This is a genomic window from Vibrio sp. Isolate22 (genome assembly GCF_022398115.1).
Lineage (GTDB): Bacteria > Pseudomonadota > Gammaproteobacteria > Enterobacterales > Vibrionaceae > Vibrio.
Genome location: NZ_JAKEUW010000004.1, coordinates 29,209 through 54,229 on the forward strand (window position 1 = coordinate 29,209; position 25,021 = coordinate 54,229).

The following is a 25,021-nucleotide window of genomic DNA, read 5'->3' on the forward strand; positions in this document are numbered from 1 at the left end:
ATATCGCGTATTTTTTCTAGCATGTAAGTAAGATCGAAGGATTTGAGGCTCGAATGATAATCTGGTTGCAACTCAAACGTTGGATCAAAGCAAACATCTTTGTTTTGAACGGCAAAAACCTACTGTTTACTTTTCTCGGCTATGTGTTTATTTCATGGTCGAGTTTGTATTTGGTGGGGGAGACGGACTTAACCAGTTCGTTTACTACATTCGCGTATTACTTAGTGGTGACTGCTTCGACAGTAGGGTATGGCGACTTATCACCAACGACAGAAGCGGGTCGATGGATTGTCATTCTATTTGTGATTCCGGGTGGACTTAGTCTGTTTGCTGCGTTACTCGGTAAGGTTGCCACAGAAGGTGTTGAATATTGGCGAGCTGGCTTGTTAGGAAAAAGGAGAGTACGAGTGGAAAATCATATTTTAATGTTGGGGTGGAATGAGCAAAGAACCATTCACCTTATCCGTATGCTCCAGCATGAAGAGACGGGTAGGCGTCCAATTGTGTTATGTACGCGTTCAGACATTGAAAACCCACTCCCTGGTGAAATCAGTTTCGTTAAGGTGAATAGCTACACTGATGGTAAAGAGATGGAAAAGACGGGGATTGAATCAGCCAGCTGTATTCTGATTGATAACCCTGAAGATGATATTACTTTATCGGCTGCACTTTACTGTGCCAACCGAAACCCAGAAGCGCATCTGTTGGTTTACTTTAAAGATGAAGCATTGAGTGACCTGCTACATAAACATTGCCCGAACTCTGAGTGTATTCCTGCGGTAGGCGCGGAGATGCTAGCAAAGGCTGCGGTCGATCCGGGATCCAGTGCGCTGCATCAAGAGCTGCTCAGCTCGACGAGAGGTATGACGCAGTATTCGACTTACTACCCTGAAGATGCCGAACCTGTGACTGTGGCGCCAATTTTCTCTGTGTTTAAAGAGAAGTATCAAGCTACGTTGATTGCGATAGACTCTGGAAACGGTATTGAGCTCAATCCAGAATTGGATCAAGTCGTCAGTAGCGGTACTAAGTTGTTCTATATTGCCGATGAGCGTATCGACGACTTTGATTGGAAAGGTTTTTAAGTCGCGACTCTTTTTACGTGAACGCTCTTCTAGGCATTAGAGTACTTCGCTTTACTGAGCATTTTTGCATTAAAAAAGGCCTCATCATGAGGCCTTTTGCAGTTTGTTTCGTAGCTTCTGTTGAATACTTTTATTGAGCTTCAGCCAGTGCAATACCGCGCTGAGTTAGACCACAAAGCATTACAGGAACTGCATTGAAGATCTCTTCAAATTGCTCTAGGCCTTCGATACCTTGTTCTGCAAGTGTTGCGATTGAAGTTTCTGGATCGTAAAGCATGCTAAGAGAAAGTAGAACGCCGCCAACCAGAGCGTTGTCTTCGCTATCTTCAGGCATTAGCGTTTCCCAATCATCACGAGCAATCTGCCAGCCTTGAAGTAAGCCTTCACAGAAATCACGAGCAGCAGTATTAACCACTTCCTCTTCGTCCAATTGACAAGCTTCAGGCCAAACCCAAGTGCCTTCGATTAATTCTGGACGAGTTTTGTTCCAAAGCGCAATGATTACTTCAATGTAGCTTTCTAGTTGCTCGCCATCAGTGAAAGGAGCGACTTCTTCGCCACCCCAAAGGAACGGTAGCCACTCATGCGGGGTTAACACATTAGGCGCTGCAGCCATTGCAGTGACAAAGCCCATGGTTTTGTGTTCTGTGATTAGCTTTCCTTCCAACTCTGGAAGCGCAAGAATATCTTGTAAAGTCAAAGTGAGGTACCGTAAAAGGGAACATATTTGCGCTTATAGTACCAATGAACTTGTGCCAATCAAGCTTCAATCTAAAAAGGCTTGATGTCGTTGAGGATAAACACTAGGTTTAACAGAAAAGAAAACAATAAAAGAATTATGCAGATACGGTCGTCTTTAAAGAAAAAAAGCATGGTAGCGCTTGGGTTATACCTTGCAATGTTTATCGCTATTGTCGGTAGCGTCACTTATTACGTCGTAGAATCTCCTGTGCGTGCCAAACTGCAACAGAACCTCGACCTACGTACGCAATTACTGTCTTCGTTGATTACAGAGCCACTCAGCAGCTCTCAAGGTTTTGTTGATAGTCTAGTTGGTTTTGCTCAGGCGCATCGTAAAGGCGAAGATGTTATCCCTCTGTTTAAGTCGATGTTGGCCGCGAGTGACGACACCATCGTCAGTGCTGGCATTTGGCCAGAACCTTATGCGTTAGACTCCGACAAGCTCTTAAACAGTTACTTCTTCAACAAAGCTGACGATGGAACCATCGATCAGCTGTTTTCTTACAACAACCCTAAAAATGCCCCTTATCACGAAGAGTATTGGTATACCTCGGTGGTCGATGAACCTCAGGGAACCATCTCATGGAGTGATGTCTACATCGATCCTTACACGCACGTTCGAATGATCACAGCGTCTTCGCCTTATTACTACGATGGCACCTTTGCAGGTATCGCGACGGTGGATCTCTCTTTGGAAGAGTTGCTGGGTTTTATTAAGAACCACGCAGAAGAGTACAACCTTGGTATAACCTTGAGAGACAAGCTCAACCAAGTGCTGGTTTCTCATAACTTTAACCTTGTCGAAGGGATCTACATCAGTAGCAATCAATTCGGTGAGTTTGGCTGGCAAGTTGATGTTGTTAACTCTAAATCGCGGGTAGCAGACGAAGTGTTTCGTCAGGTGATGAGTATCGAGGGTGGTATTGTGCCCTTGTTGCTACTGTGTGTGATGGCGGGTTACTACTTACTTAACCGTTATTTAATCACTCCAATCACCAACATCGCCACTCAGGTCAACAGTTCAAAAGCCGGTGAGGTGATTGATGTTGATTATTCAAGTCATGATGAGATCGGCCACCTGATCAAAACCTTCAATGAGAAGACGGTATATCTCGAAGCAGAAAAAGTGAAAGCGCAAGCATCAACCAATGCAAAGACCGCTTTCCTTGCGACCCTGTCACACGAAATTCGTACCCCGATGAATGGCGTTTTGGGTACCGCGCAAATTCTGTTAAAAACCCCGCTTAATGCTGAACAAGAGAAGCACCTCAAGAGTCTGTATGAATCAGGCGATCACATGATGACCTTGCTGAACGAAATCTTGGACTTCTCTAAGATTGAACAGGGTAGGTTAGACCTTGATGAGACGCGCTTCCCTTTGGATTCGATCATCGGCAGTATCAATAGTGTTTATTACACATTGTCTTCTGAGAAAGGGCTCCAATTTAAGGTGTACTCGGAAGTGCCTTCCGGTCGCTGGTACTTCTCCGACAAAGCACGCTTGCGTCAAATTCTATTTAACCTCTTAAATAACGCAGTGAAGTTCACCTCGCGTGGTTTTGTTGAGGTTTACCTTAAAGAGATAGTCGAGGGCAGCGATACTTACCTCAGCATTCGAGTTCGTGATACCGGCATCGGTATATCGAAAGAAGCCCAAAAGCGTATCTTCAAACCGTTTGAACAAGCAGAGTCTTCGACGACAAGGCGTTTTGGTGGTACAGGTCTTGGCCTAGCGATTGTAAAGAAAATCACTCAGCTAATGGATGGCAATATTACTGTCACTAGTGAAGAGGGGATAGGCACGAGCTTTGATGTAAGATTGAAAATTCAACCTTGTCAGCCTGGTGAAATAGAGAGCCTGCCACATAAGAAGTTAGATTACTCTGGCTTGAAGGTGCTGATCGTTGAGGACAATCGAACCAACACGGTAATCATTGAGACCTTTATGAATAGCAAGGGCTTTACTTGCAAGAGCGTTGAAAACGGTGAACTGGCAATACAGGTGCTTGTTGCTGAGCGATTTGATCTCGTGTTAATGGATAACCACATGCCAGTCATGGACGGCGTAGAATCAACAACAGCAATTCGAGCGTTAATTGGTGAAGTGTCTTCTGTCTTGATTTTTGGTTGTACGGCTGATGTCTTCAAAGAGACTCGTGAGCGCATGCTTGGGGCTGGGGTCGATTATATTATCGCTAAGCCGATTGATGAGCGTGAACTTGATGATGCCTTGTTCCGTTACTCTAACAAGCTCTATCAATATCATGAAACCAAAAGCCAGAATGAGAACGGGTCTTTGGGGGAGCCTGTGAGCTTAAATAGTCACGATGCGAACCTTCATAAAAATAAGAGCCCAAGCCGCTCACTACCGAAGCCTGATCTGCGCAACAAGGACAATACCGAAGAGCTACTCGTGACACTCTATGTCGCGTTAGAAGACAATAACCTAGACCTGATTCAATCGGCGTTAGAAAGCCTGCGTAAGCATGTCGAACCTATGGACAATGCTGAGCTTTCTCGCCAAGTTGATAAAGCATTAGAACAGGTTTCTTTAGGCGCTCCGCCGACTCAAGATGTGATCAACATAATTACTGTCAACCTGCCTATGGCATAGTTGTTGTTTAATTACGGAAAGTTAATGACGAAATGGCTAAATTATAACCTTGCTGTGATTTTTTAGTGGAAGTGACTGGTTTTTAAATGGTTTTTGGTTGTTAATTTACAACTTGATTTTTAATTTGAAATGTATGACTGCTAATCTTGTGTTTTAATAGCGACATTATCTGGTGGGGTGCAAAAGTGCCTTGTTTATATGTTGCTAAATCACTAAATAGGTAGTGATATATTTTAGGTTTAACGCTAAATGAAGTCTCGTGGTCCATTTTGTATTCGTAACGCAGCGGCGGATACATTTGCTATGGTAGTTTTTTGTTTTATCTCCGGCATGATCGTAGAAGTGTTCATCTCTGGTATGACGTTCGAGCAATCTCTTGCTTCTCGAACGCTGTCGATTCCGGTAAACATTGCGATTGCATGGCCTTATGGCGTGTTCCGTGATTGGTTCTTGCGTAATGGTGCAAAACTTTCACAAAGCTCGTTGATGAAAAACCTCTCTGACTTAATGGCTTACGTGTTATTCCAGTCTCCAGTGTATGCTGGTATTTTGTTAGCTGTTGGTGCTTCAAGTGACCAGATCGTGACTGCGGTAACCAGTAACGCGGTGATCTCTTGTGGTATGGGCGTATTGTACGGTTACTTCTTAGATATGTGTCGTAAGTGGTTTAGAGTTCCAGGTTACTATCAACAAGCTTAAGAAAAGCAACAAGCTTAAAAATAGCGATAGCATCAAATTTGGTTTGTTTTTGATCTAATGAGTTAATTTGTAATCGAACAAACTTAAAAAGGCACTTTTTTTGATAATGCCCCTTGACCAAAGCAAGCAGAATCAATAAAGTAGCGCCTCGTTGAGTGACGAGCTCAACACAATTTGTGGAAGGATGGCTGAGTGGCTTAAGGCGCTCGCCTGGAAAGCGAGTATACGTTTATAGCGTATCTGGGGTTCAAATCCCCATCCTTCCACCACTATTCTAAACCCCAGCAGAAATGCTGGGGTTTTCTCGTTCTTGGGCACTTAAATCTTTATATCCTTCTGCCTTTCGAAACATTACTTTCTCAAATCCTTTTAGTATTCGTCACCCCCACTGTTTATGTTGAAGCATTTTGATCCAGATTAGCGATTGATGTCACCGATAAGCGCTTGATTTATTGTCATGAATCTACAAGATTTAGAGTAAGCAACATTATGAATAATCTTAACTCTTAGGAATCTACCGCATCATGACAGAAACCCTCGTTTCTCCAATGCTCTCCTTTACTATAGCGATCTCATTACTGTTTATTGGTAAAGGCTTAATCGAGCGCTCTGAAGTACTAAGGAAGTATTCACTACCAGAGCCAGTTATTGGTGGCTTTGTTTGTGCCGCTACCGTCGCTGCGCTTTACTATCTCTTTGAAATCCAGATCACTTTTAGCCTTGATGTCAGAGACTTTCTGCTTCTCTATTTTTTTGCTGGTATTGGGCTACAAGCGGACATCAAGACGCTGGTAAAAGGTGGGCGGCCGCTGTTTATCCTGCTCTGTCTCGCGTCGACTTTTATTGTTCTTCAAAACGTGGTTGGTATGGCTGTCGCCTCGGGTTTTGGTATGGATGCGAAAGCGGGTTTGTTGTCAGGCTCAATTAGCTTGATTGGCGGTGTTGGTACAACTCTAGCTTGGGCACCAATGTTCGTGGAAGAGTTTGGTATTTCTAACGCGTTGGAACTGGGTGTGGCGTCCAACACGGTGGGTTTGATTGCAGCCTGTGTCATTGGCGGTCCGATTGCCAACTACCTTCTTAATAAACACAAAGTGAGCCCTTCAAATGAAGAAGAGGTGACGGTTGGTGCATTCCAAGAGAGTGAAACTAAAACCGAGCTCAGCCACTACGGCGTTCTATGGGCATGGTTGATTCTAAACCTGACACTTATGCTGGGTTATAGTTTGAGTGAAGTTATCGACTCAATGGGTCTAAAACTGCCGTTATTCGTGAGCTGTTTAATCGCGGGTATCTTAATCGGAAACGTTGGCCGGGCTTTGTTCAAGAAGCGTCGCACGCAAGAAAAAATCGCCCAAGGTCGGAAAGGTTTGGCAATGATCTCTGATATCTGCTTGGGCATGTTCTTAACCATGGCATTGATGGGGCTACGAATCTGGGATCTTGATGGGTTGTTTGGTTACATCTCGGTGATCATGAGTATCCAGATTCTACTTTCACTGCTGTTTACCATCTTTGTGGTTTATTACTTGATGGGAAGAAACTACGACTCAGTGGTGATATGTTCTGGCTTCGGAGGCATCACTTTAGGTTCGACTGCAACAGCGATTGTAAACATGACTGCCGTGACTCATCGTTACGGTGCGAGCCCACAAGCATTTATCGTCGTGCCTTTAGTGTGTGGCTTCTTTGTCGATTTGATTAATGCGCTGGTGATCAGTTTCTTTGTTGGGATGTAGTATTTCTCTGGTCTATCTTGTTAAATCAAAAAAGCCTAGCGTTGAAGCTAGGCTTTTTTTAATCTATGTTTTTCATCTTTATTGATGTGCTTCGTCTTCGACCAAATGTATGTTCAATTCCGATGGCAGCTGAGTGTTGTTGGTGTAGATGCGGTCAAAATCATTCAGTGACGCTACCTTCAGAGCAGCAAAGCGGCCCCATTTACTGGCATCTGCGACTAGCCAACTTTCACGGCTGTTCTTTATGATTGACTTGGATAGGTCAGCTTCAACTTGTTCATGTTCCATAGCGAAATGGCTGTCTGTTACTGAGCCACAACCACAAATGCCAATGTCAGCTTCAAAGTCAGAAAAGAAGTGGACCACGCTACTTCCCACCATATCTTGATGCTCTTGTCTGAACAAACCACCTGCCAAATACACTTCAATCTGGTCATTTGCCTCAAGGATACGAGCGACCTGAAGGTTATTGGTGATCACTCGCAGCGCTGGCTTTGCTAATAAGTACTGTGCGATTCGAGTGACGGTCGTACCAATGCCCATCATGACCGTTGAGCCTTCAGGTATCGCATCGGCAACTGCTATAGCAATACTGTCTTTTGTTTCTGACTCAACGCCAGCGCGGAATCGATAACTCGTGTTCGTGAGCGTAGTGGGTAAGCTGACGCCTCCGTGCACTCTGCGCGCTAGACCTTGCTCACACAGGTGGTTTACGTCACGACGAATGGTTTGAGTGGTAACAGAAAACAACTCGGCTAGGTGGTCGATCTGAATATCTTGGTTAGCTTTAAGCGTTGCGAGTATTTCTTTCTGGCGATGGTTCAGTTCCATAGAAGCCCACTAAAATTGGTTTGGTACGTCAGTGATGATGTTATCGACGCCTAGGTTGAAATATTTAGCCGCCAATTGTGGATCGTTCAGGGTCCATATTTTCAGAACTGCGCCTGAAGCTTTAATCGCTTTTGCTGTTTTCTCATCAAGGATGCGGTGATCAATATGAATGCTGTACAGATCAAGTGATTGAAGGGACTCCAGGCTGAAATCGTTCCACACTTCGCAGATAAAACCACGTTTAACCTCAGGCATCATTTGCTGGCAAAGACTTAGCGCCTCTTTTTTGAAGCTTGAGATGAGCAGTTTTTCAATAGGGAACTGCTTTTGCTCAATCAGTGCGATCACTGTTTCAACGAGTGGCTGAATAGCCTTATCGTCATAAATTTTGATCTCAAGGTTCAGAGTTACATCAAGTTCTAGGCATTTATCGAACGCTTCGCTCAAAGTAGGAATCGTGGTCCCCGCGAACTCGCTACCAAACCAACTACCAGCATCTAACGTCTTGAGTGTGGTTAAGTCTAAATCGGCGATATTGCCCGTTCCGTTAGTACAACGATTGACTGTCTTGTCATGAAAAACCATAGGGATGCCATCAGCGCTCAACTGGGTATCAATTTCAATCCATTTAGCACCAGCTTTCGCTGCGTGTTCAATACTCACTAACGTATTTTCAGGTGCTAAAGAAGCGGCACCACGGTGGCCTGTGATCATAATTCAATCTCGATGTTCATTTGAAAATTCAGGAAACAGTAGCTCCACTTTATTACAGATTTATTAACTCTCCACCATATTGCGCTGTTTTAAATGAGAACTAGTTAAAAAGAGTTGGATAGAGTTTGTACAATAGTGAGACCTTATACTCACTATGTTCAAATCGCTAAGATAAATGTTCATATGAATGTAATAATTCACTCACATACTCTACGAAAACTTAATAACACCCTCTATATTTAGAAAACGATAGCCACATAAAGGTGATTAAAAATGAAAAAGCTATTAGGTACAGTAATTATGGCGGCAACGCTGCTTGTTGGTTGTGGTGAAGCTGACAAGGCTGGTTCTGAAGCTAAAGACGAGCCGATCAATATCAACATGAGCCTTGTGTTCACTCAAAATGAGCTGCTTACGCAAGAGCTAATCAAAGCGACCGACAAAATTCGAGAAAGAACCGATGGCTCGGTAAACATTAAAGTTTTCCCTGGTGGTCAATTGCCTGTTTACAAAGATAACTTGGAACAAGTGGTTAACGGTGCCAACTGGATTGCCGTAGAGGATTTGACTTATCTAGGTGATTACGTGCCTGACTTTGCTGCACTGGCAGGTCCAATGCTGTACAACACCTACGATGAATATTTAGCAATGATGGACACTGATTTCGTCGCTGGCCTTAAAGCTAAAGCGGAAGAGAAGGGCATCAAAGTATTGAATGCAGACTACATGTTTGGCTTCCGCCACATGATCACCAATAAAGAGATCGTTAACTCTGATGACATGAAAGGCATGCGTATTCGTGTTCCACAAAGTCAGCTGTTCATCAGCACACTTTCAGCAATGGGTGCAGCTCCAGCTTCTCTTCCATTCCCTGAGACCTACGCAGGCGTTCAACAAGGCGTTGTTGACGGTCTTGAAGGTTCTATCCTGACAATGTACTCAACCAAGATCTACGAAGTGGCTAAGAACATGTCTTTGACTAAGCACTTCCTTGGCACAGTGGGTATCTACATTTCACCAACGCTTTGGGACAAGTTTACGCCAGAGCAACAGCAGATCATCAACGAAGAGCTAGAGGCGGGTGCTGAATCTAACACTGCTGAGCTAGTCAAACTGGATGTTGAATACACTCAGAAACTTGAAGAGTTAGGCGTTACTTTCAATGAAGTGAACTCTGAAGAGTTCAACCAGTTAACGGCAGATGTGTACAACCAGTTCCCAAGCTGGAGTGAAGGCATACACGCGACGATCATGAAAGAGCTAGAAACGATCCGAGCTGCACAGTAGTTCTGCATAAATTAATTAGTTAATGATTACGGCCTAAATATTCTTAGGCCGTTTTATTCCTGAAATACCCACGTTGTATTAGGTATTTCGCTGGAGAAGTCTTTTGTTTTTATTGAAAAATATTGAAGAAATCCTCGCTTCTATCGCTATTTCGATCACCGTTTTGGTTGTTATCGTTAACGTCGTCTTGCGTTATGGATTTGGCTTTGTTGTTCCGTGGAGTGAAGAGCTGTCGGTTATTTGCTTCATTTGGGCTGTCTACTTAGGGATTAGCTCCTGTTACAAACACAAGCTTCACATGGGTGTGGATGTGGTGGTTGCCATGTTGCCAGAAAAAGCAAAAATCCCATTTAGATTGTGTGTTTCCGTTTTCCTACTGGCTCTGAACATTTTAATGGCAGTTCTGAGTTATCAATATCTCATGCTATCTAACAAGGTAACGCCAGTCATGGGCGTATCATATTTTGTTATCAATGGCGTGTTGTTGTTTTGTTTCTCATTGATGGCGATCCACACCGTTCGATTTATCGCGAACGATGTCGATTCTCTAAAGCGCTCTTCTAAGTAGGTACGATTCATGGAAAGCTATCTTCCAATCCTTATTCTGTTTGTTCTATTTCTTTTGAACATCCCCATCGCGTTTTCTTTGATTGCATCGGCGATGGTTTACTTTCTTTTTATCAATGACTCTATTCCTGTGAGCTTGGTGATGCAGCGCTTTATTAGTTCTGCGGAGTCTTTTCCGTTGTTGGCCATCCCGTTCTTTATCATGGTGGGTTCGGTGATGAACTATGCGGGGATCAGTAAGAGCTTACTCGCCTTTGCCGATTCAATGATTGGGCATAAAACCGGTGGTCTTGCTCAAGTGAATGTGGCATTGAGTACTCTTATGGGGGGTATCTCTGGCTCTGCAAACGCGGATGCGGCGATGCAGTCGAAGATTCTTGCTCCCGAGATGACTAAGCGTGGGTATGACTTGCCATTCACCGCCGCGGTAACAGCTGCGTCATCAAGTATCAGCCCTGTGATTCCACCGGGTATCAACTTAATCATCTTTGCTTTATTGGCGAACGTGTCGGTTCATCAAATGTTTATTGCGGGTTACGTTCCAGCTTTTTTGATGGCGTTGTCGCTGATGGTGACGATCGCGTTCATCGCTCGTAAACGCCGCTACAAACCGTCGCGCTCTGAGCCTGCTTCTGCCAAAGAGCGTTTTCATTACTTCCTGAAGGCGATTCCGGCACTGCTGATCCCATTTGGCATTATTCTGGGCATGCGTTTCGGTTTATTCACGCCAACAGAAGCAGGCGCTATCGCTGTATTGCTTTGTGCGATTATCGGCATCTTCGTTTATCGTCAACTGGGTTTGAAACACATCCCGCTCATCATGCGTGAGACGGTGCAGGGCACCAGTAGCGTTATGTTCATCATTATCGGTGCCATGGTGTTTGGTTACTACATGACGCTAGAGCAGATCCCACACAATGTTGCGTCTGCTTTGATTGAACTTACCGACAACAAGCTCGTCTTGCTGTTGTTGATTAACGTGTTGCTGTTAGTGGTTGGCATGTTCATCGAAGGCGGTGCTGCAATGATCATACTCACGCCATTGCTGCTTCCTGCCGTGCTCAACCTAGGCGTTAACCCGGTTCACTTCGGCATTATTGTGATTGTGAATATCATGATTGGTGGTGTGACTCCGCCATTTGGCTCGATGATGTTTACGGTTTGCTCGATTTTAAAAGTTCGTATGGTCGACTTCGTAAGAGAAGTGGCTCCGTTGTTGCTAGCACTACTCACGGTTCTGATGTTGCTGACTTTCTCTGAAAGCTTAGTGATGTTTTTACCGAATTTGCTTTAACACTGTTTAGTGATTGATTATTTAGAGGTGTAGAAATGAATTCGGTATCGAATGAATTGAACCAAAATTGGAAAAAGATAGATTGGGTGTTAACCGATGTGGATGACACCTTAACGTGGCAAGGTCAATTGCCGCCTGAAACCTTGATCGCTTTAAGTAAGCTTCGAGATTCGGGCAAGAAAGTGGTTGCGGTAACGGGCGCTTGTGCTGGTTGGTGTGATCACATTGCTCAGCTGTGGCCTGTTGATGCGGTTCTCGGCGAGAATGGCGCTTTCATTATGGAAAAGAAAAACGGTTATCTGACATTGCGCTCAGATATTCCTTTGCCAGAAGTTAGTGCTAATCAGAGCAAACTGAAAGAACAAGTCTTAGCTATTTTGAGCGATTATCCAGAGCTCAGTTTAACGCTGGATCAGTCGTACCGCTTGTGTGAAGTTGCGATAGACATCGGTCAAAACCGTCCAAAAGTCGACGATGCGATTATTGAAGAGATTGTCTCTAAGATTCACGCGTTAGGTGCACACGCCACAGCAAGCTCTATTCACATTAATGCTTGGTATGGTGAGCACTCTAAGAAAGCAACATCGACCGCTTTTCTCAAAGAGAAGGGGCTGTCTGACCAAGAAATAGTCGAGCGTAGTTGCTATGTCGGTGACTCGATGAACGATCAATACATGTTTGAAATTTTGCCGAACAGTGTCGGTGTGGCCAATATTCAGCATTACTGGGATCGATTAGAGCATCACCCATCAGTGGTTATGAGCAAACCCGGCGGATATGGATTCTCAGAGTTTGTCGATAAGCTACTTGCCTTAAAATAGCGACTGTCTCTCTGCTTCAAACAGCCCATAGTGAATATCAAACACAGCTCTTTCCTTCGTTGGATTGAGCTGTGTTTTTGTTTTATTAGAGACGAATAAATACTTCTTCTATATAACGCCTATCGCACTTTAGGGGCTTGTGTTGGTGACTCAGCCCACAACTTGCAAACTTGTTCTGTCGGTATCTCAATTCCTAGATGGGCAAATGAGAAAACTATGAGACGCTTGTGTTGTGTCAGTCGAATCACAAGGAAGTTGCATGCACCATTTTAATCTTCGTGCGCTTGAGTATCTGAATGCGTTATCAAAATATGGGTCACTGCGTAAAGCATCTAAGATGATGAACGTTGACCCTGCGGCAATGAGTAGAATGCTGACGCAGCTTGAAGCACAAGCAGAAATGAAGGTGTGGGAACGCAACAATCGCCAATCTCTGCTGACTGAGGCGGGCAATGAGTTATTGAACTATTACCGCTCCATCGTTCGCAGTGAAACGGCGGTGCTGGCTCGCCTAACCAAGCTGAAAAACCTCAAGGGTGGTAACGTGAGTATCGCGATTGGGGAAGGGTTTATCACAAACTTGGTCTCTAAACCTATGCAGACTTTCATGGCTCGTTACCCTGATATCAATTTATCGATTGAGATAGCGGGTGCATTGGATGCGGTGAAAATGTTGGAAGATCAACAGATTGATTTTGCGATTACCTATGCGTCTGCTCCTCACCCTAAACTGCATTCACACGTCGAGCGTAGCCACCCTTTAGAGCTTATCGCTCCCAAAGGGCACGCACTAACGACCCAACAAGCACCGGTGACACTACAAGACATTAGAGAGGCTTCTATTGCTTTGATCGACAACTCGACAGGTATGGGGAGGCTAGTAAAGCAAGCCGAACAAAACTCTCATCTCACTTTGCAACCTAAGCTTCAAACTAACTCTGTTACCGCACTCACTAACTTTGTTTCGGCAGGCCTAGGCGTGACCTTTATGCCTAAGCTCACTGTGCTTGATGAGATCAAATCGGGACAAATTGAAGTGGTTGCGACCGAGCTAGACACCTTCTCTAAAGCGACGGTGAAAGTTCAATCTCTCAAAGGCCGTGCACTCTCATTGCAAGCCGAAACCTTTTTAGACTTTCTCATCGAGAACGCCACATTCTTAAGTCATGATGCTCACAATATCTAAATAGATCAGGGTTGGTGAAACGCAGAGTCCTACTCTTGGCTCAACTTGTTACTACCAGTGAGCTTCTTTGTTGGGTGAGGCTACTCTGTGGGTCCACTCAATGTCTTGTGCTCGGAAGCCCTTCAACATCACACTTCCAAAACTCATTCTCCCGACTTTCCACTAAATTGACTTTTTATCAACGCATGTTGGATTGTTAAGTCAACGCTTGATGAATACGTTACAAACTATTAACGACAGATGTTTCAAACAGGCAGTAAGGCTCGGCTGTGTGGCGAGTGAAGGGGAATATAGAATGGAAGTAATTGTAATTGGCAGCGGTGTTATTGGCTTGACCAGTGCTTGGTATCTGGCGAAAGAGGGTCACTCAGTAACGGTTATCGACCGCCAAGATAGCAGTGCTAAAGAGACCAGTTTCGCGAATGCCGGACAAATTTCTTATGGCTATTCTTCACCTTGGGCAGCGCCGGGTATTCCGTTGAAAGCGATGAAATGGCTCACTCAAGAACATGCTCCCTTGAAAGTGAAGCCATCACTTTCTCCAGAGTTGGTGGCTTGGGCGACTAAGATGCTCGCTAACTGTAACGAAGCCAAATACGCTGTGAATAAGTCTCGCATGTTGAGAGTGGCAAACTACAGCCGAGACTGTCTAACCCACCTTCGAGCCAGTGAAAATTTGGCATATGAGGGCCGGCAGCAAGGTACCTTGCAGGTCTTCAGAAGCGAGAAACAACTGGATGCGATTCAGCAGGATATGAAGCTATTAAAAGAAAGCGGCATTGAGCACTCGCTGTTTGGTGTTGACCAGTGTTTGTCGGTTGAACCGGGATTAGCTGACGTGAAAGACAAGCTGGTGGGCGGCTTATACTTACCTCATGATGAAACGGGAGATTGTCACCAATTCTGTTTAGCTTTGACAGAGAAAGCTAAGGCGCTTGGTGTTCAGTTTGTGTTTGATACGGAAGTACTCAAGCTGCACCGTAAAAATCAAGATATTCAGAGCATTACCACGACTCAAGGAGAGTTTAGAGCGGACGCTTACGTGGTGGCTTCGGGAAGTTATTCTCGAGATCTGCTTAAACAAGTCGACTTGTCGATTCCTGTTTATCCAGTGAAGGGCTACTCTTTGACATTGCCAATTGTTAGTGCGGATAAGTCACCAACATCAACCGTTATGGATGAAACTTATAAGGTGGCGATGACGCGTTTTGATGATCGGATTCGGATTGCTGGGACGGCTGAGCTTGCTGGTTTCAATTACATGATTCCTGAAAAGCGCAAAGCGACGATTGATATGGTGATAAAAGACCTGTTCCCGCAGGCTGGGGACTTCTCTAAAGCAGAGTACTGGACTGGCTTGAGGCCAATGACGCCAGATGGCACGCCTATTATCGGCAAGACGCCAATTACGAATTTGTTTACCAATACTGGTCATGGGACGTTGGGGTGGACGATGGCGTGTGGTTCAGGAAAATTGTTAGCGAGTGTAGTTAGTGGCTCTAATAGCGATATTCAATCAGACGACTTGAGCATCCACCGCTACATGTAACTCATCAAAAAACGTGTACAGACCAATTAGCCCATGCTTAACCATAAACATGGGCTACTAGGTTTTAGTGTTTCAGTTTATCTGGTGGTGGTTTCTAACACATGCGTGAATCGCTGCCACGATTTTTGGTCAGCTTCATTCTGGTAATTATTGGAACCAAACACGGTGAACGCATGAGGGGCTCCGCTGTAGGTGATCATCTCATGAGGTACTTTGGCTGATTCCAGTTCAGCGGCAAGGCTGCCAAAATCCTGCATTGATATCATGGTGTCAGCAGTTCCATGGAACACGACAACTGGCGCTTTGGTTTGTGAGTAGTCTTGTCCTTTCGGTGTCGATAGACCGCCGTGGAAGGTGACATAAGCTTTGGATGGAATTCCTGCTCTCGCGGCTTCTAATACGGCAGCGCCACCAAAACAATAACCCATCATCACATTGTTATCTAAGTTACCGCCAAGTCTTTGCGCTTCCATAGCTCCAGCATTGAGTAGTGCGCGCATTTTTTCACGATCTTTATACAACTCGCCCGTGTGTTGCTTTTTATCTTTCACTTCTGTTGGACGAATGTCTTTGCCAAACAGGTCGATAGCAAACACGTTGTAACCGAGTTCGTTGAGCATCTCAGAACGCTTTTTCTCGTAGTCGGTCAAACCATCCCAATCGTGTATTAGAAGTACTAGGGGGGCTTGATCGCTGGCTTCACTCCAATAACCTTCATACTCTATGCCATCCACCTGGTAGATGACGTTTTCTCCAGAGTGTGCAGAAAAAGGAAGCAAAACCGAAAACAGACCTAGTGTAGTAAGTGCTCGCATACATTAATCCTTCAGGTGACGAGTGGCAATCCAATGGAAAGTATAGATAACGTTATGATTCTCGCCAGATTGTCAGTTTGGCTTTGATGGGTAAAGCAAGAAGGATTGCTGTATTAAACGGAAGAAACTTATACGGAAGAAACAATCACAGTAAACCGTCACTGTGATTGTTCGAATAACACGTTTAGGAGGTTTAAACAGTTACCAAGCAGGGGCTGTGCTGTTATCGCTGCTAGAACGACTTGTTCTGATATCAGGATACTTGCGTTGGTAGCGCGGTAACATCGACTCGTTTCCTAAGATGCCACCTTGATGAATATAGATAATGGTTTTGGTCGGGTTATCTGCCTGCCATTGCTTTAAACATTGCCACATTAATGGGTCATAAAGCAGATCGAATTCAATGTCAGTTTGCTCCTGAAGATCTAGCCATGTCTGATAGTCTTGCTTGTACAGTTTACCAAAGTGATGCTTTTTGGGGAGAGGCAATATCTGTGGATGTTCGGTTTCACCTAGCTCATTAAATTGCTGCGCCAAATAGTCGCTGCCACCGACACAAGCACAGGTTAGCACAGGAATATTGTGTAACTTTAGGTGCTTATGAAGATAAAGTGCAGTGCTGCCAGTCCCTGCGGGTAGTGCCACAACAAAGTCGTATTGGTTTTCAAAGCGCGTCCAGCTGAGTATTTCCATTGCCAGTTGCTTCACACCATATTCGGAAAGTTGAGAGCGACCACCCTCAGGTAACACGATGCACTGTGAGTCTGGTTGTCTCACTTGATCAATATACTGTTGTGGATGAAGTTCTGAGCCTGTTTCTTTAACTGAAATGACTTTAGCGCCTAGGTCAATAGCACCACGGTAATTGCCGATTGGGCGCTCTTGTAACCATTGAGGTAGGTGGTCGACGTAAAACTCCAGCGTCCAACCTTTAATCTTTGCCAATGCCGCGAGCGAGAACAGAGAGTTCGCTTGTGCGGAGCCGTAGCTGATTAGGGTGGTAGTATTCGGATGATCGTCTTCTAGCAGCTTCATAAATTTGCGAGCTTTATTGCCACAAAAGTGGGAGTGTAGCTGGTCATCACGCTTTAAGAAAAAGGTGTGGTCGTTGTATTGATGCTGAGTTACAGGGCTATTATTTAGTTTCATCGCGCTTAGTAAAAATGCTGACTAAAAAGCCAGCATTTTAAAATCAAATTGGACTAACGAGTATCTAGCAGGTTATTAGCTATGTAAACCAACTACATCAAGTTTTCACTCGATATTGAGTCCAATAGATACTAGGGCGTGTTGATCTTTCGAGCTGATTTTTGCAGCGAGTTGCTGAGTATTTATACAAGGCAGAGGCTTTGATGTGTAGCTAGCCTACATGAGAAGCCGATAACGCAGTAGAAATGACCAGCAAACGCTGCCCGAAGGGTTCGAGCTGGGCGCCCCCGCAAAAAGCGTTTTACTCTTTGTTGAGGGAGATTTGCTTAGAATGACTAGGCTACTTCCCCCTCGCCGCGATTAAAACGCTTTTATCTCGAACAAAATTTAACCATGAAAGGTCAACGCGCCCTAGTGAATATCGATCGCTCTAAAAGGTGATTTGAGCCGTGCATCCACCGCAACTTCGGTTGAACAGTTTGAAGTCCCAGTGATAGCGTTGACACAGGTCGTCGACAATCAATAGCCCTAAACCGTGGCCGTTAGGGTTGTATTGATCTTGTAGGCCTTCGCCTTGGTCTTCAATCGTGATGCTGTTTTGAGACAGAGTAATGGTCACAGTGCCGAGATTAGTTGCCGCAATAGCGTTTCTTAGCAGGTTGCCAATCAACATGTTCATGATAGCGCTGGTGGCTTGAATGGTTGGCTCTGACTCAACGATTAACGATATCTCGACCTCTTTTTCAGAGGCCTGCGACGTGCTTTTTGACACAATAGCTTCTAATTCTTGTTGGCTAAATAAGCGCAGTGGTGCGTCGTCACTGTTTCTTTCATATCGCACAAGGCCAAGCAAGGCATCGACCATCTCAGACATTTGCACGATGGCGTCATCAATACGCTCAACCTGACGAGATTGAAACTCGGTCGTTTCACTTCGGATCAGAAGTTTATTGGCGCCACGAGCAACCGTTAATGGTGTTCTCAATTCATGGCTTGCGTAGCGTGCAAAGGCTTGCTCACGTTTAACGAGAGAGTTGATTTCACGTCGATATTGATTGAGTTGATCGGTCAGTTGACGGAATTCAATCGCAGCATCGTCACTTACTCCAAATTCTTCGTTGAGGTTGAGTTTGTTCGACTCAAGCTGTGCAGAGAGAGAGTTAAATGGTTCAATAAGCCGTTTGGATAATCGATAAAGTATTGAACCAAAACAAAAAATTAGGATAGAGAGCAACGTGAGTATAAACATTGTCGCGTACACTGATTCTGTTTGGTCCAGTTCGATAAGGTCTATTTCAGACAGTAGAATAATAGGATAGGTTTTTCCTTGGTGTGTGTACTCACCAACATAGACCATGCGCGAGTTTGGTTCTTGACCCACTTCGCCAAGGAAGTTTTCTCTGCCTTTTATAAATTTAGAGTATTCTTCCGGTATGAGGGTTGGGTCATTATAGGCCGTGGTCAGTTCATCTATTCTTAATTCACCATTCTCCCCAGCTTGAAACTGACTGATGGCGTAGTTGCGGTCAATCAGGATTCGCCTTTCGCCGACGCTGTCTTCAGATAAAAACAGTGCTGATATAAAGACCACATAGACAAATGCCGTCACAATCACCGCCATTAAGCCAAAGAAAAGCGCTAAGCGGCCTGTTAGGGTTTTTGTACTAGTGAGAACATTGAGAATCAATTGTAAGACTCCAGGCGGAATCCAACCTTAGGAACCGTAATTAGCATCTGGGTATCAAAGGGCTTATCGAGTTGATTACGCAGTTGGTAGATGTGACTACGTAGCACATCGTTGTTCGGTTCGTCTTCTTCCCATAGCTTGTACGAGATGTCTTCACGCGTTACCACTTCAGGTGCCTTCTGGCATAGCATCTCAAGAATAGTATAGGTGGTTGGGTTGAGTGCCAGCAGCTTGTCTTGACGGTAAGCTTTGCGGGTTTTCTGGTCGATGGTGAGCTCGTCAAATTGAAGTTTAGAGGACGCCACTTTTCCTCGGTAACGGCGAACCAGTGCATTCATTCTTGCTTCTAGAATATCTAAGTCAAAGGGCTTGGTGAGATAGTCATCCGCACCGTGGTCAAAGCCTTTCAACATATCTTCACGGCTATCGAGTGCAGTCAGCATCAGGATAGGCGTTGAGTTACCTTGCTTTCGCAGCTTGTTGCAAACGGTAAGGCCATCCATTCGTGGCAACATGAGATCTAAAATAATGATATCAAATGAGTTGTCCATTGCGAGTTGCAGTCCAAGCTCCCCGTTGTCTGCATAATCGAGTTCCATCCCAATACACTCAAAATAATCAAACAAGACACCTGCAATTTCACGGTTATCTTCGACTAATAGAACTCGTTTCATTTTGATTCTCATACAGCAATAGACAGTAACATTATCCTGGGTGAGCGTGAAAAATATGTCAATAACATAACTTTCACTTATGGGCGCGTAAGTTGAAATCAGATTAATAAATAGAAGAACGTATTATGTCTGAACTTCATATTAGCCGACCTAAAGTTTCCCCTTCGCAGATTCACCCTGCGATATCTTTGTCTATCATTGTGCCTTTTTATAACGAACAAGAGGTGTTGGAAGAGTTTCATTCACGTTTAACCAAGGTGTTAGATAGCCTGCCGATTACCAGTGAGATTGTTTATGTCGATGATGGCAGTAAAGATAACAGCTTAGACGTGGTGTGCTCATTTACCTCTATCAATAGTTCTATTTCTGTTATCGGACTGAGCCGTAACTTCGGTAAAGAGTCGGCGATGAGTGCTGGCTTAGAGCATTGTCGCGGGCAAGCGGTGATCTTATTAGATGCAGACTTGCAAGATCCCCCTGAGTTAATTCCTCAGATTATTGCCAAATGGCGTGAAGGCTATGACGTGGTGAACATGCAACGTCGCCAACGTGACGGAGAAACTTGGTTTAAGAAGTTCTCTGCGGCGAGCTTTTATAAAGTGATGAATGCGGCTGCCAAGATTGACGTTCCAGAGAATGTGGGGGATTTCCGACTGCTGAGCCGTGAAGTTGTCGACCATATTAACCAACTTCCAGAACGTAATCGCTTCATGAAAGGCATTTTTTCATGGCCGGGCTTCCGCCAAGCGACCATTCAATTTAATCGTGATGCGCGTTTCTGTGGGGAGACGAAGTGGAATTACCTTAAGCTGATCGGGTTGGCGATGGATGGCATTACGTCATTCTCTATCCGACCATTGCGTATTGCTACGGCAGTCGGTGGCTTGGTCGCACTGAGCGCGTTTATCTACGGGATGGTTATTGTCTTCAAAACTATGATGTTTGGTGAGCCAATCACAGGATACCCATCCATGATGGTGGTTCAACTTGCCCTCGGCGGCATTCAACTTCTGAGTATCGGTTTAATGGGGGAATACATAGGTCGTATCTTCATTGAAACCAAGAATCGTCCTTTGTATTTGATCCAGTCTGTGGTTGATACACCCGCATTAAAAACACACTTTAAATTAGAGGAATCGGCATGAGCCTGAATAGAACACACCTATGGTATTTATTGGCTTTTGCATTGGTTCTGAGGCTCTTGTCTTTGGCGACATATCCGTTGATGGATACCACTGAGGCTCGCTATGGGGAAATGGCACGCCTAATGGTGGAAACCGGCAATTGGTTAACCCCTCAGTTCGATTACGGAATCCCTTTCTGGGGTAAGCCTCCGATGTTTACCTGGATGAGTGCGATTGGCATTGAGCTTTTTGGATTAAGCGAGTTCGCTGTCCGTGCTCCGCATTGGTTGGCAGGTTTCGCGACAATTTTATTGGTCGCGTATATGGCAAAGCGTACCGGACAAAGTGCTCTGGTTGCGGCAGTGGTATTGGCGACCTGTGGCATTTTCTCGATTGCTGCCGGTGCTGTAATGACGGATATGGCGCTAACTTTATCTATGACGATTGCGATGCTGGGGTTTTATTTGTGTTGGCAGGGAGAAGGCAGTGACAAGACCAATAGAAATTGGGGATATATCGGTTTCATTGGCTTGGCATTAGGTTTACTTGCAAAAGGCCCTGTGGCCGTTGTCATTATGGGTATCGCAGTTTTTCCTTGGTTAGTATTACAACATGGCTTATTTGGTGCATTCAAAGTGTTATGGCAACGCTTTCCACTGTTGTCTGGATTAGGTGTGATGCTGGCGATTGCCTTGCCTTGGTACATCATGGCAGAAATGGCGACACCGGGCTTTATTGATTACTTTATTGTTGGCGAACACTTTAAGCGTTTTGTTGTGAGTGGCTGGGAAGGGGATCTTTATGGCTCTGCACACGACCAGACGCGAGGCATGATTTGGGTATTCTGGATTCAAGCCGCGGCGCCTTGGTCGATTGTTTTACCGATATTAGCGTTCGTTCGCCGTCAGAAAATCGCTCAAATCAACATTGAGAATCGTGGGCTGTTTTCATTTCTTGTATGTTGGTTAATTTCACCTCTGATTCTATTTACCATGGCAGGTAACATTCTTCCTGCGTATGTTCTCCCGGGGATCCCGGCGCTTGGTTTGCTAGTGGCGATGTTAGTGGTGGAAAAAGACAAGAAGTGGTTCTCGAGCGTGGCCTTAGTTCTTCCAGTGTTGCTGATGATTGCGATGGTTTACTTAAACCTAGGTAAGGCGAACGAGAAGAGTGACCGTATCATCTTTGAACAGATTACGGATTCTGCGCCAAGCTTCTATGTGGGGAAGCGACCATTCTCCGGTCAATTTTATAGCCACGGGCAAGCGAAGAAACTGCTTGATATCGAGCAACTAGATGGCATCGACAAGTTCTACTTGATTGGTAAAAGGGCAGAAGTAGAAACCAAGATAAAAGAAAATGCGTTGACCTGTATTTTGGAACCAACGGTGAAAATAAAGCGTGCTTTATTCACTTGTCATAGCCAAAACATCAAACCCAATCTGTCGTTGAGCCACATCCGAAGTGAAAGTGATGTTCAGCGTTAACTCAGGACTGCAAATGGTCAACAACAAGCTTCAGGCACACAGTCAAAAGCTCCAATCCCATCACAAGATGGTTCGATTTGCTGTGGTTGGTGTTGGTGGGTTTGTTGTTGATTGTGCGGTATTTGCCTTGCTGCATTACATTGTTGGTTTGCCTCTAATGACGGCGAGAATAGGCTCGTTCATTGCTGCTGCAACGACAACGTGGTTTGGTAATCGCGTGCTGACTTTTGGGTTCAAGGGGCAGGGGCGTTGGTCTGATAAACTGATTCAGTGGCAAAAATTCATGTTCTCCGCATCGATATCAGCGGTACCTAACCTAATTTGCTTTAAGTTGATGGTAGAACTACTACCAGTGTTTACTGGCGCTGTGTTTATCGCAATGGCAGTTGGTATCTTGGTCGGTATGGTGACTAACTACCTGTTTAGTCAATATTGGGTATTTACTCGTTAAACCCCTTCTAATCATATAGCCAAGTGAAACCTTGATTAGTTATGGATAACAGACATTAAAAAGCGCAGCTAATTAGCTGCGCTTTGTGTTTTTGTGTTCGCTAATGGTATCGGCTTATAAGATTAGCGTTGTGCGGCACGTTGACGGTTCTTTCCGTTACCTGCTGGTTTTCCACCTTGGCCATTACCACCTTTATTGCGGTTTGGTTTGCCATTGCCTTGCGATTGACCGCCCGGTCCTTTCTTGATGAAGCCCGTTGCTGGCTTACGAGAGTTTCCATTACCGCCACCGTTACCTTGGCCACCATTTCTGTTACCAGTAGGTTTCTTGCCACCTGGCTTAGGTTTGTTGCCACCAGATTTAGAGTGGTTACGTGGCTTCTCGCCGCCTAATCCTGGTTGAGATTTGCTGTGCTTAGTAGCAAAACGTTGTGAGCCGTGGCGACCAGACTTGCGACGCTGCGCTGGTGTTTGAGCATCAAAGTCATCCTCAGGAACCAAGCAACCTGGTTTATCACCGATTAGATGCTTTTTGCCCATGTCGATCAGTGCTTCACGAATCAGTTTCCAGTTCTCTGGATCGTGGTAGCGAAGCAGTGCTTTATGCAGACGACGTTGACGGTCACCTTTTGGCACAGGAATATCTTCACGTTTTTTGTACTTAACGCGTTTCAGAGGGTTTGTCTCTGAGTAGTACATCGACGTTGCGTTACACATTGGCGATGGGTAGAAGTTCTGTACTTGGTCACACTCGTAGTTGTGCTTTTTCAGCCACAATGCCAGGTTAAGCATGTCTTCATCTTCTGTGCCCGGGTGAGCTGAGATGAAGTAAGGAATTAGGTACTGTTTCTTACCGGCTTCAGCGCTGTACTTCTCGAACATCTCTTTGAAACGATCGTAAGTGCCCATACCCGGTTTCATCATCAGATCCAGAGGGCCTTTTTCAGTATGCTCCGGAGCAATTTTCAAATAGCCACCTACGTGGTGCGTTACAAGCTCACGCACGTACTCTGGTGATTCAATCGCCAAGTCGTAACGAACACCAGAAGCGATCATGATCTTCTTAACGCCTGGTACTTTTCTCGCTGAACGGTACAGGTCGATGGTGTGTTTGTGGTCTGTGTTTAGCTTCTCACAGATTTTCGGGAACACACACGATGGGCGACGACAGTTCACTTCTGCTTTCGGGTCTGAACAACCTAAACGGTACATGTTCGCAGTAGGGCCGCCCAAGTCAGAAATGGTACCAGTAAAGCCAGGTACTTTATCTTTGATGTCTTCGATCTCATCCAAGATAGATTCTTTCGAACGGTTCTGGATGATACGACCTTCGTGCTCTGTGATTGAACAGAAAGAACAACCACCAAAACAGCCACGCATGATGTTGACCGAGGTTTTGATCATCTCGTAGGCTGGAATCTTTGCTTTGCCGTACATCGGGTGAGGCACACGCTTGTAAGCAAGACCAAACACGTAATCCATCTCTTCTGTAGCTAGAGGGATTGGTGCTTGGTTAACCCAAAGCTCGCGGTCACCGTGACGTTGAATCAAAGCACGACCTGAATACGGGTTTGTCTCTAGGTGTAAGATACGGCTTGCGTGAGCGTAAAGGATACGGTCGTTGTTAAGCTTTTCAAACGCTGGAATACGCACTGCTGTCGTCTTCGCATCGTGACGAGAAGGACGAATAGTAATTGGCTGCGCTTTTGGTTCTTCGTCTTTTTTGGTATCGCATTGCGTTTCCACTTCGTACGGGTTTACTGGTACGTAAGCTTTGTTTGGCTTTTCGATACGAGAAGAGTCGATGATCTTGTACCCTTCAGGTGCAGCAGGCAGGTTGATTGCTGTACCACGAATGTCGGTTAGGTTAGAGATATCTTCGCCATCAGCAAGGCGGTGTGCTACTTCGACTAGAGCACGCTCTGCATTACCAAATAGTAGGATGTCCGCTTTTGCATCAAACAGTACAGAGCGACGAACTTTATCCGACCAGTAGTCGTAGTGCGCTACACGACGCAAGCTCGCTTCTATACCACCCAATACGATAGGTGTGCCTTTGTAGGCTTCACGACAACGCTGAGAGTAAACCAGAGTTGCACGATCAGGACGCTTACCACCTTCGTTATTTGGTGTGTATGCATCATCGTGACGTAATTTGCGATCAGAGGTGTAGCGGTTGATCATGGAGTCCATGTTGCCCGCAGTGATGCCGAAGAATAGGTTAGGTTTGCCTAGCTTCATGAAGGCATCTTTATTGTCCCACTTTGGCTGAGCGATGATGCCCACGCGGAAACCTTGAGCTTCAAGAAGACGGCCGATGATAGCCATACCAAAGCTCGGGTGATCAACATAAGCGTCACCAGTTACAATAATAATGTCACAGCTATCCCATCCAAGAGCATCCATCTCCTTTCTACTGGTAGGCAAAAAGGGTGCTGTTCCGTAGCACTCGGCCCAGTATTTTTTGTGTTCGTGAATAGGAGTGATATCGCTGTACATATTTCGACC

21 protein-coding genes and 1 tRNA gene are annotated in these 25,021 nt (G+C 45.0%); 14 read left to right on the forward strand and 8 right to left on the reverse strand.

Annotated features, from left to right (window positions below; genetic code table 11):
* Positions 1–53 precede the first annotated feature (53 nt).
* Entirely contained in the window at positions 54–1,085 is a 1,032-nt protein-coding gene (locus L1D55_RS04125; protein ID WP_239916604.1) for a potassium channel family protein, read from the forward strand.
* A 130-nt stretch (positions 1,086–1,215) separates the two neighbouring features.
* Here the strand turns inward: L1D55_RS04125 and L1D55_RS04130 are convergent, their stop codons facing one another.
* Positions 1,216–1,785, reverse strand: a complete 570-nt coding sequence (locus L1D55_RS04130; RefSeq protein ID WP_008219918.1) for a UPF0149 family protein — start codon at positions 1,783–1,785, stop codon at positions 1,216–1,218.
* 171 nt (positions 1,786–1,956) lie between these two features.
* Between L1D55_RS04130 and L1D55_RS04135 the strand changes: the two genes are divergently transcribed.
* The 4 genes from L1D55_RS04135 (at position 1,957) to gltS (ending at position 6,878) form a co-directional block, all read left to right on the forward strand.
* A complete protein-coding gene (locus L1D55_RS04135) occupies positions 1,957–4,440 on the forward strand; it encodes a hybrid sensor histidine kinase/response regulator (RefSeq protein WP_239916605.1) in 2,484 nt (827 codons plus the stop codon).
* A 249-nt stretch (positions 4,441–4,689) separates the two neighbouring features.
* Positions 4,690–5,139, forward strand: coding sequence for an L-alanine exporter AlaE (locus L1D55_RS04140; RefSeq protein WP_102423554.1), 450 nt, complete (start codon positions 4,690–4,692; stop codon positions 5,137–5,139).
* A 178-nt stretch (positions 5,140–5,317) separates the two neighbouring features.
* Positions 5,318–5,408 (forward strand) — tRNA-Ser (locus L1D55_RS04145).
* A gap of 255 nt (positions 5,409–5,663) precedes the next feature.
* Positions 5,664–6,878: a sodium/glutamate symporter gene (gltS, locus tag L1D55_RS04150; RefSeq protein ID WP_239916606.1), complete on the forward strand. Its 1,215-nt coding sequence runs from the start codon at positions 5,664–5,666 to the stop codon at positions 6,876–6,878.
* 78 nt (positions 6,879–6,956) lie between these two features.
* Here the strand turns inward: gltS and L1D55_RS04155 are convergent, their stop codons facing one another.
* Together L1D55_RS04155 and L1D55_RS04160 are read right to left on the reverse strand one after the other, a co-directional pair.
* Positions 6,957–7,709, reverse strand: coding sequence for a DeoR/GlpR family DNA-binding transcription regulator (locus L1D55_RS04155; protein WP_239916607.1), 753 nt, complete (start codon positions 7,707–7,709; stop codon positions 6,957–6,959).
* Between the two features lie 9 nt (positions 7,710–7,718).
* Positions 7,719–8,423 (reverse strand): glycerophosphodiester phosphodiesterase family protein, encoded by a 705-nt coding sequence (locus L1D55_RS04160; RefSeq protein ID WP_102426471.1) that lies wholly within the window; start codon positions 8,421–8,423, stop codon positions 7,719–7,721.
* A gap of 273 nt (positions 8,424–8,696) precedes the next feature.
* On the opposite strand from L1D55_RS04160, the gene L1D55_RS04165 reads away from it, so the two are divergent.
* The 6 genes from L1D55_RS04165 (at position 8,697) to L1D55_RS04190 (ending at position 15,127) form a co-directional block, all read left to right on the forward strand.
* Complete coding sequence (locus L1D55_RS04165) at positions 8,697–9,710, forward strand: C4-dicarboxylate TRAP transporter substrate-binding protein (RefSeq protein WP_086713664.1); 1,014 nt, start codon at positions 8,697–8,699, stop codon at positions 9,708–9,710.
* A gap of 103 nt (positions 9,711–9,813) precedes the next feature.
* Positions 9,814–10,278 (forward strand): TRAP transporter small permease, encoded by a 465-nt coding sequence (locus tag L1D55_RS04170; protein WP_239916608.1) that lies wholly within the window; start codon positions 9,814–9,816, stop codon positions 10,276–10,278.
* A 9-nt stretch (positions 10,279–10,287) separates the two neighbouring features.
* Positions 10,288–11,571 (forward strand): TRAP transporter large permease, encoded by a 1,284-nt coding sequence (locus L1D55_RS04175; protein ID WP_239916609.1) that lies wholly within the window; start codon positions 10,288–10,290, stop codon positions 11,569–11,571.
* A gap of 35 nt (positions 11,572–11,606) precedes the next feature.
* Positions 11,607–12,392: an HAD-IIB family hydrolase gene (locus tag L1D55_RS04180; RefSeq protein WP_239916610.1), complete on the forward strand. Its 786-nt coding sequence runs from the start codon at positions 11,607–11,609 to the stop codon at positions 12,390–12,392.
* A 259-nt stretch (positions 12,393–12,651) separates the two neighbouring features.
* The gene (locus tag L1D55_RS04185; protein WP_239916611.1) at positions 12,652–13,578 is read left to right on the forward strand and encodes a LysR family transcriptional regulator; all 927 of its coding nucleotides are present in this window, start codon (positions 12,652–12,654) and stop codon (positions 13,576–13,578) included.
* A gap of 295 nt (positions 13,579–13,873) precedes the next feature.
* Positions 13,874–15,127 (forward strand): D-amino acid dehydrogenase, encoded by a 1,254-nt coding sequence (locus L1D55_RS04190; RefSeq protein ID WP_239916612.1) that lies wholly within the window; start codon positions 13,874–13,876, stop codon positions 15,125–15,127.
* Positions 15,128–15,204: 77 nt separating this feature from the next.
* Here the strand turns inward: L1D55_RS04190 and L1D55_RS04195 are convergent, their stop codons facing one another.
* The 4 genes from L1D55_RS04195 to L1D55_RS04210 all read right to left on the reverse strand — a co-directional run bounded on the left by L1D55_RS04195 (position 15,205) and on the right by L1D55_RS04210 (position 19,452).
* The gene (locus L1D55_RS04195) at positions 15,205–15,942 is read right to left on the reverse strand and encodes a dienelactone hydrolase family protein (protein WP_239916613.1); all 738 of its coding nucleotides are present in this window, start codon (positions 15,940–15,942) and stop codon (positions 15,205–15,207) included.
* Positions 15,943–16,143: 201 nt separating this feature from the next.
* Positions 16,144–17,091 (reverse strand): pyridoxal-phosphate dependent enzyme, encoded by a 948-nt coding sequence (locus L1D55_RS04200; protein WP_239916614.1) that lies wholly within the window; start codon positions 17,089–17,091, stop codon positions 16,144–16,146.
* Positions 17,092–17,521: 430 nt separating this feature from the next.
* The gene (locus tag L1D55_RS04205) at positions 17,522–18,778 is read right to left on the reverse strand and encodes a HAMP domain-containing sensor histidine kinase (RefSeq protein ID WP_239916615.1); all 1,257 of its coding nucleotides are present in this window, start codon (positions 18,776–18,778) and stop codon (positions 17,522–17,524) included.
* The gene (locus L1D55_RS04210) at positions 18,775–19,452 is read right to left on the reverse strand and encodes a response regulator transcription factor (protein WP_239916616.1); all 678 of its coding nucleotides are present in this window, start codon (positions 19,450–19,452) and stop codon (positions 18,775–18,777) included. The genes L1D55_RS04205 and L1D55_RS04210 overlap by 4 nt, the downstream gene beginning before the upstream one ends.
* A 125-nt stretch (positions 19,453–19,577) precedes the next feature.
* On the opposite strand from L1D55_RS04210, the gene L1D55_RS04215 reads away from it, so the two are divergent.
* From L1D55_RS04215 to L1D55_RS04225, 3 genes are read left to right on the forward strand one after another with little or no spacing between them, the layout of a single operon-like run.
* Positions 19,578–20,597 (forward strand): glycosyltransferase family 2 protein, encoded by a 1,020-nt coding sequence (locus L1D55_RS04215; protein ID WP_239916617.1) that lies wholly within the window; start codon positions 19,578–19,580, stop codon positions 20,595–20,597.
* The gene (locus L1D55_RS04220) at positions 20,594–22,063 is read left to right on the forward strand and encodes a glycosyltransferase family 39 protein (protein ID WP_239916618.1); all 1,470 of its coding nucleotides are present in this window, start codon (positions 20,594–20,596) and stop codon (positions 22,061–22,063) included. Before L1D55_RS04215 ends, L1D55_RS04220 begins: the two co-directional genes overlap by 4 nt.
* A complete protein-coding gene (locus L1D55_RS04225; RefSeq protein ID WP_239916619.1) occupies positions 22,050–22,514 on the forward strand; it encodes a GtrA family protein in 465 nt (154 codons plus the stop codon). The genes L1D55_RS04220 and L1D55_RS04225 overlap by 14 nt, the downstream gene beginning before the upstream one ends.
* Positions 22,515–22,636: 122 nt before the next feature.
* On the opposite strand, the gene L1D55_RS04230 is transcribed toward L1D55_RS04225, so the two are convergent.
* On the reverse strand, positions 22,637–25,012 hold the full coding sequence (locus L1D55_RS04230) for a YgiQ family radical SAM protein (RefSeq protein ID WP_239916620.1): 2,376 nt from the start codon (positions 25,010–25,012) through the stop codon (positions 22,637–22,639).
* Positions 25,013–25,021 lie beyond the last annotated feature (9 nt).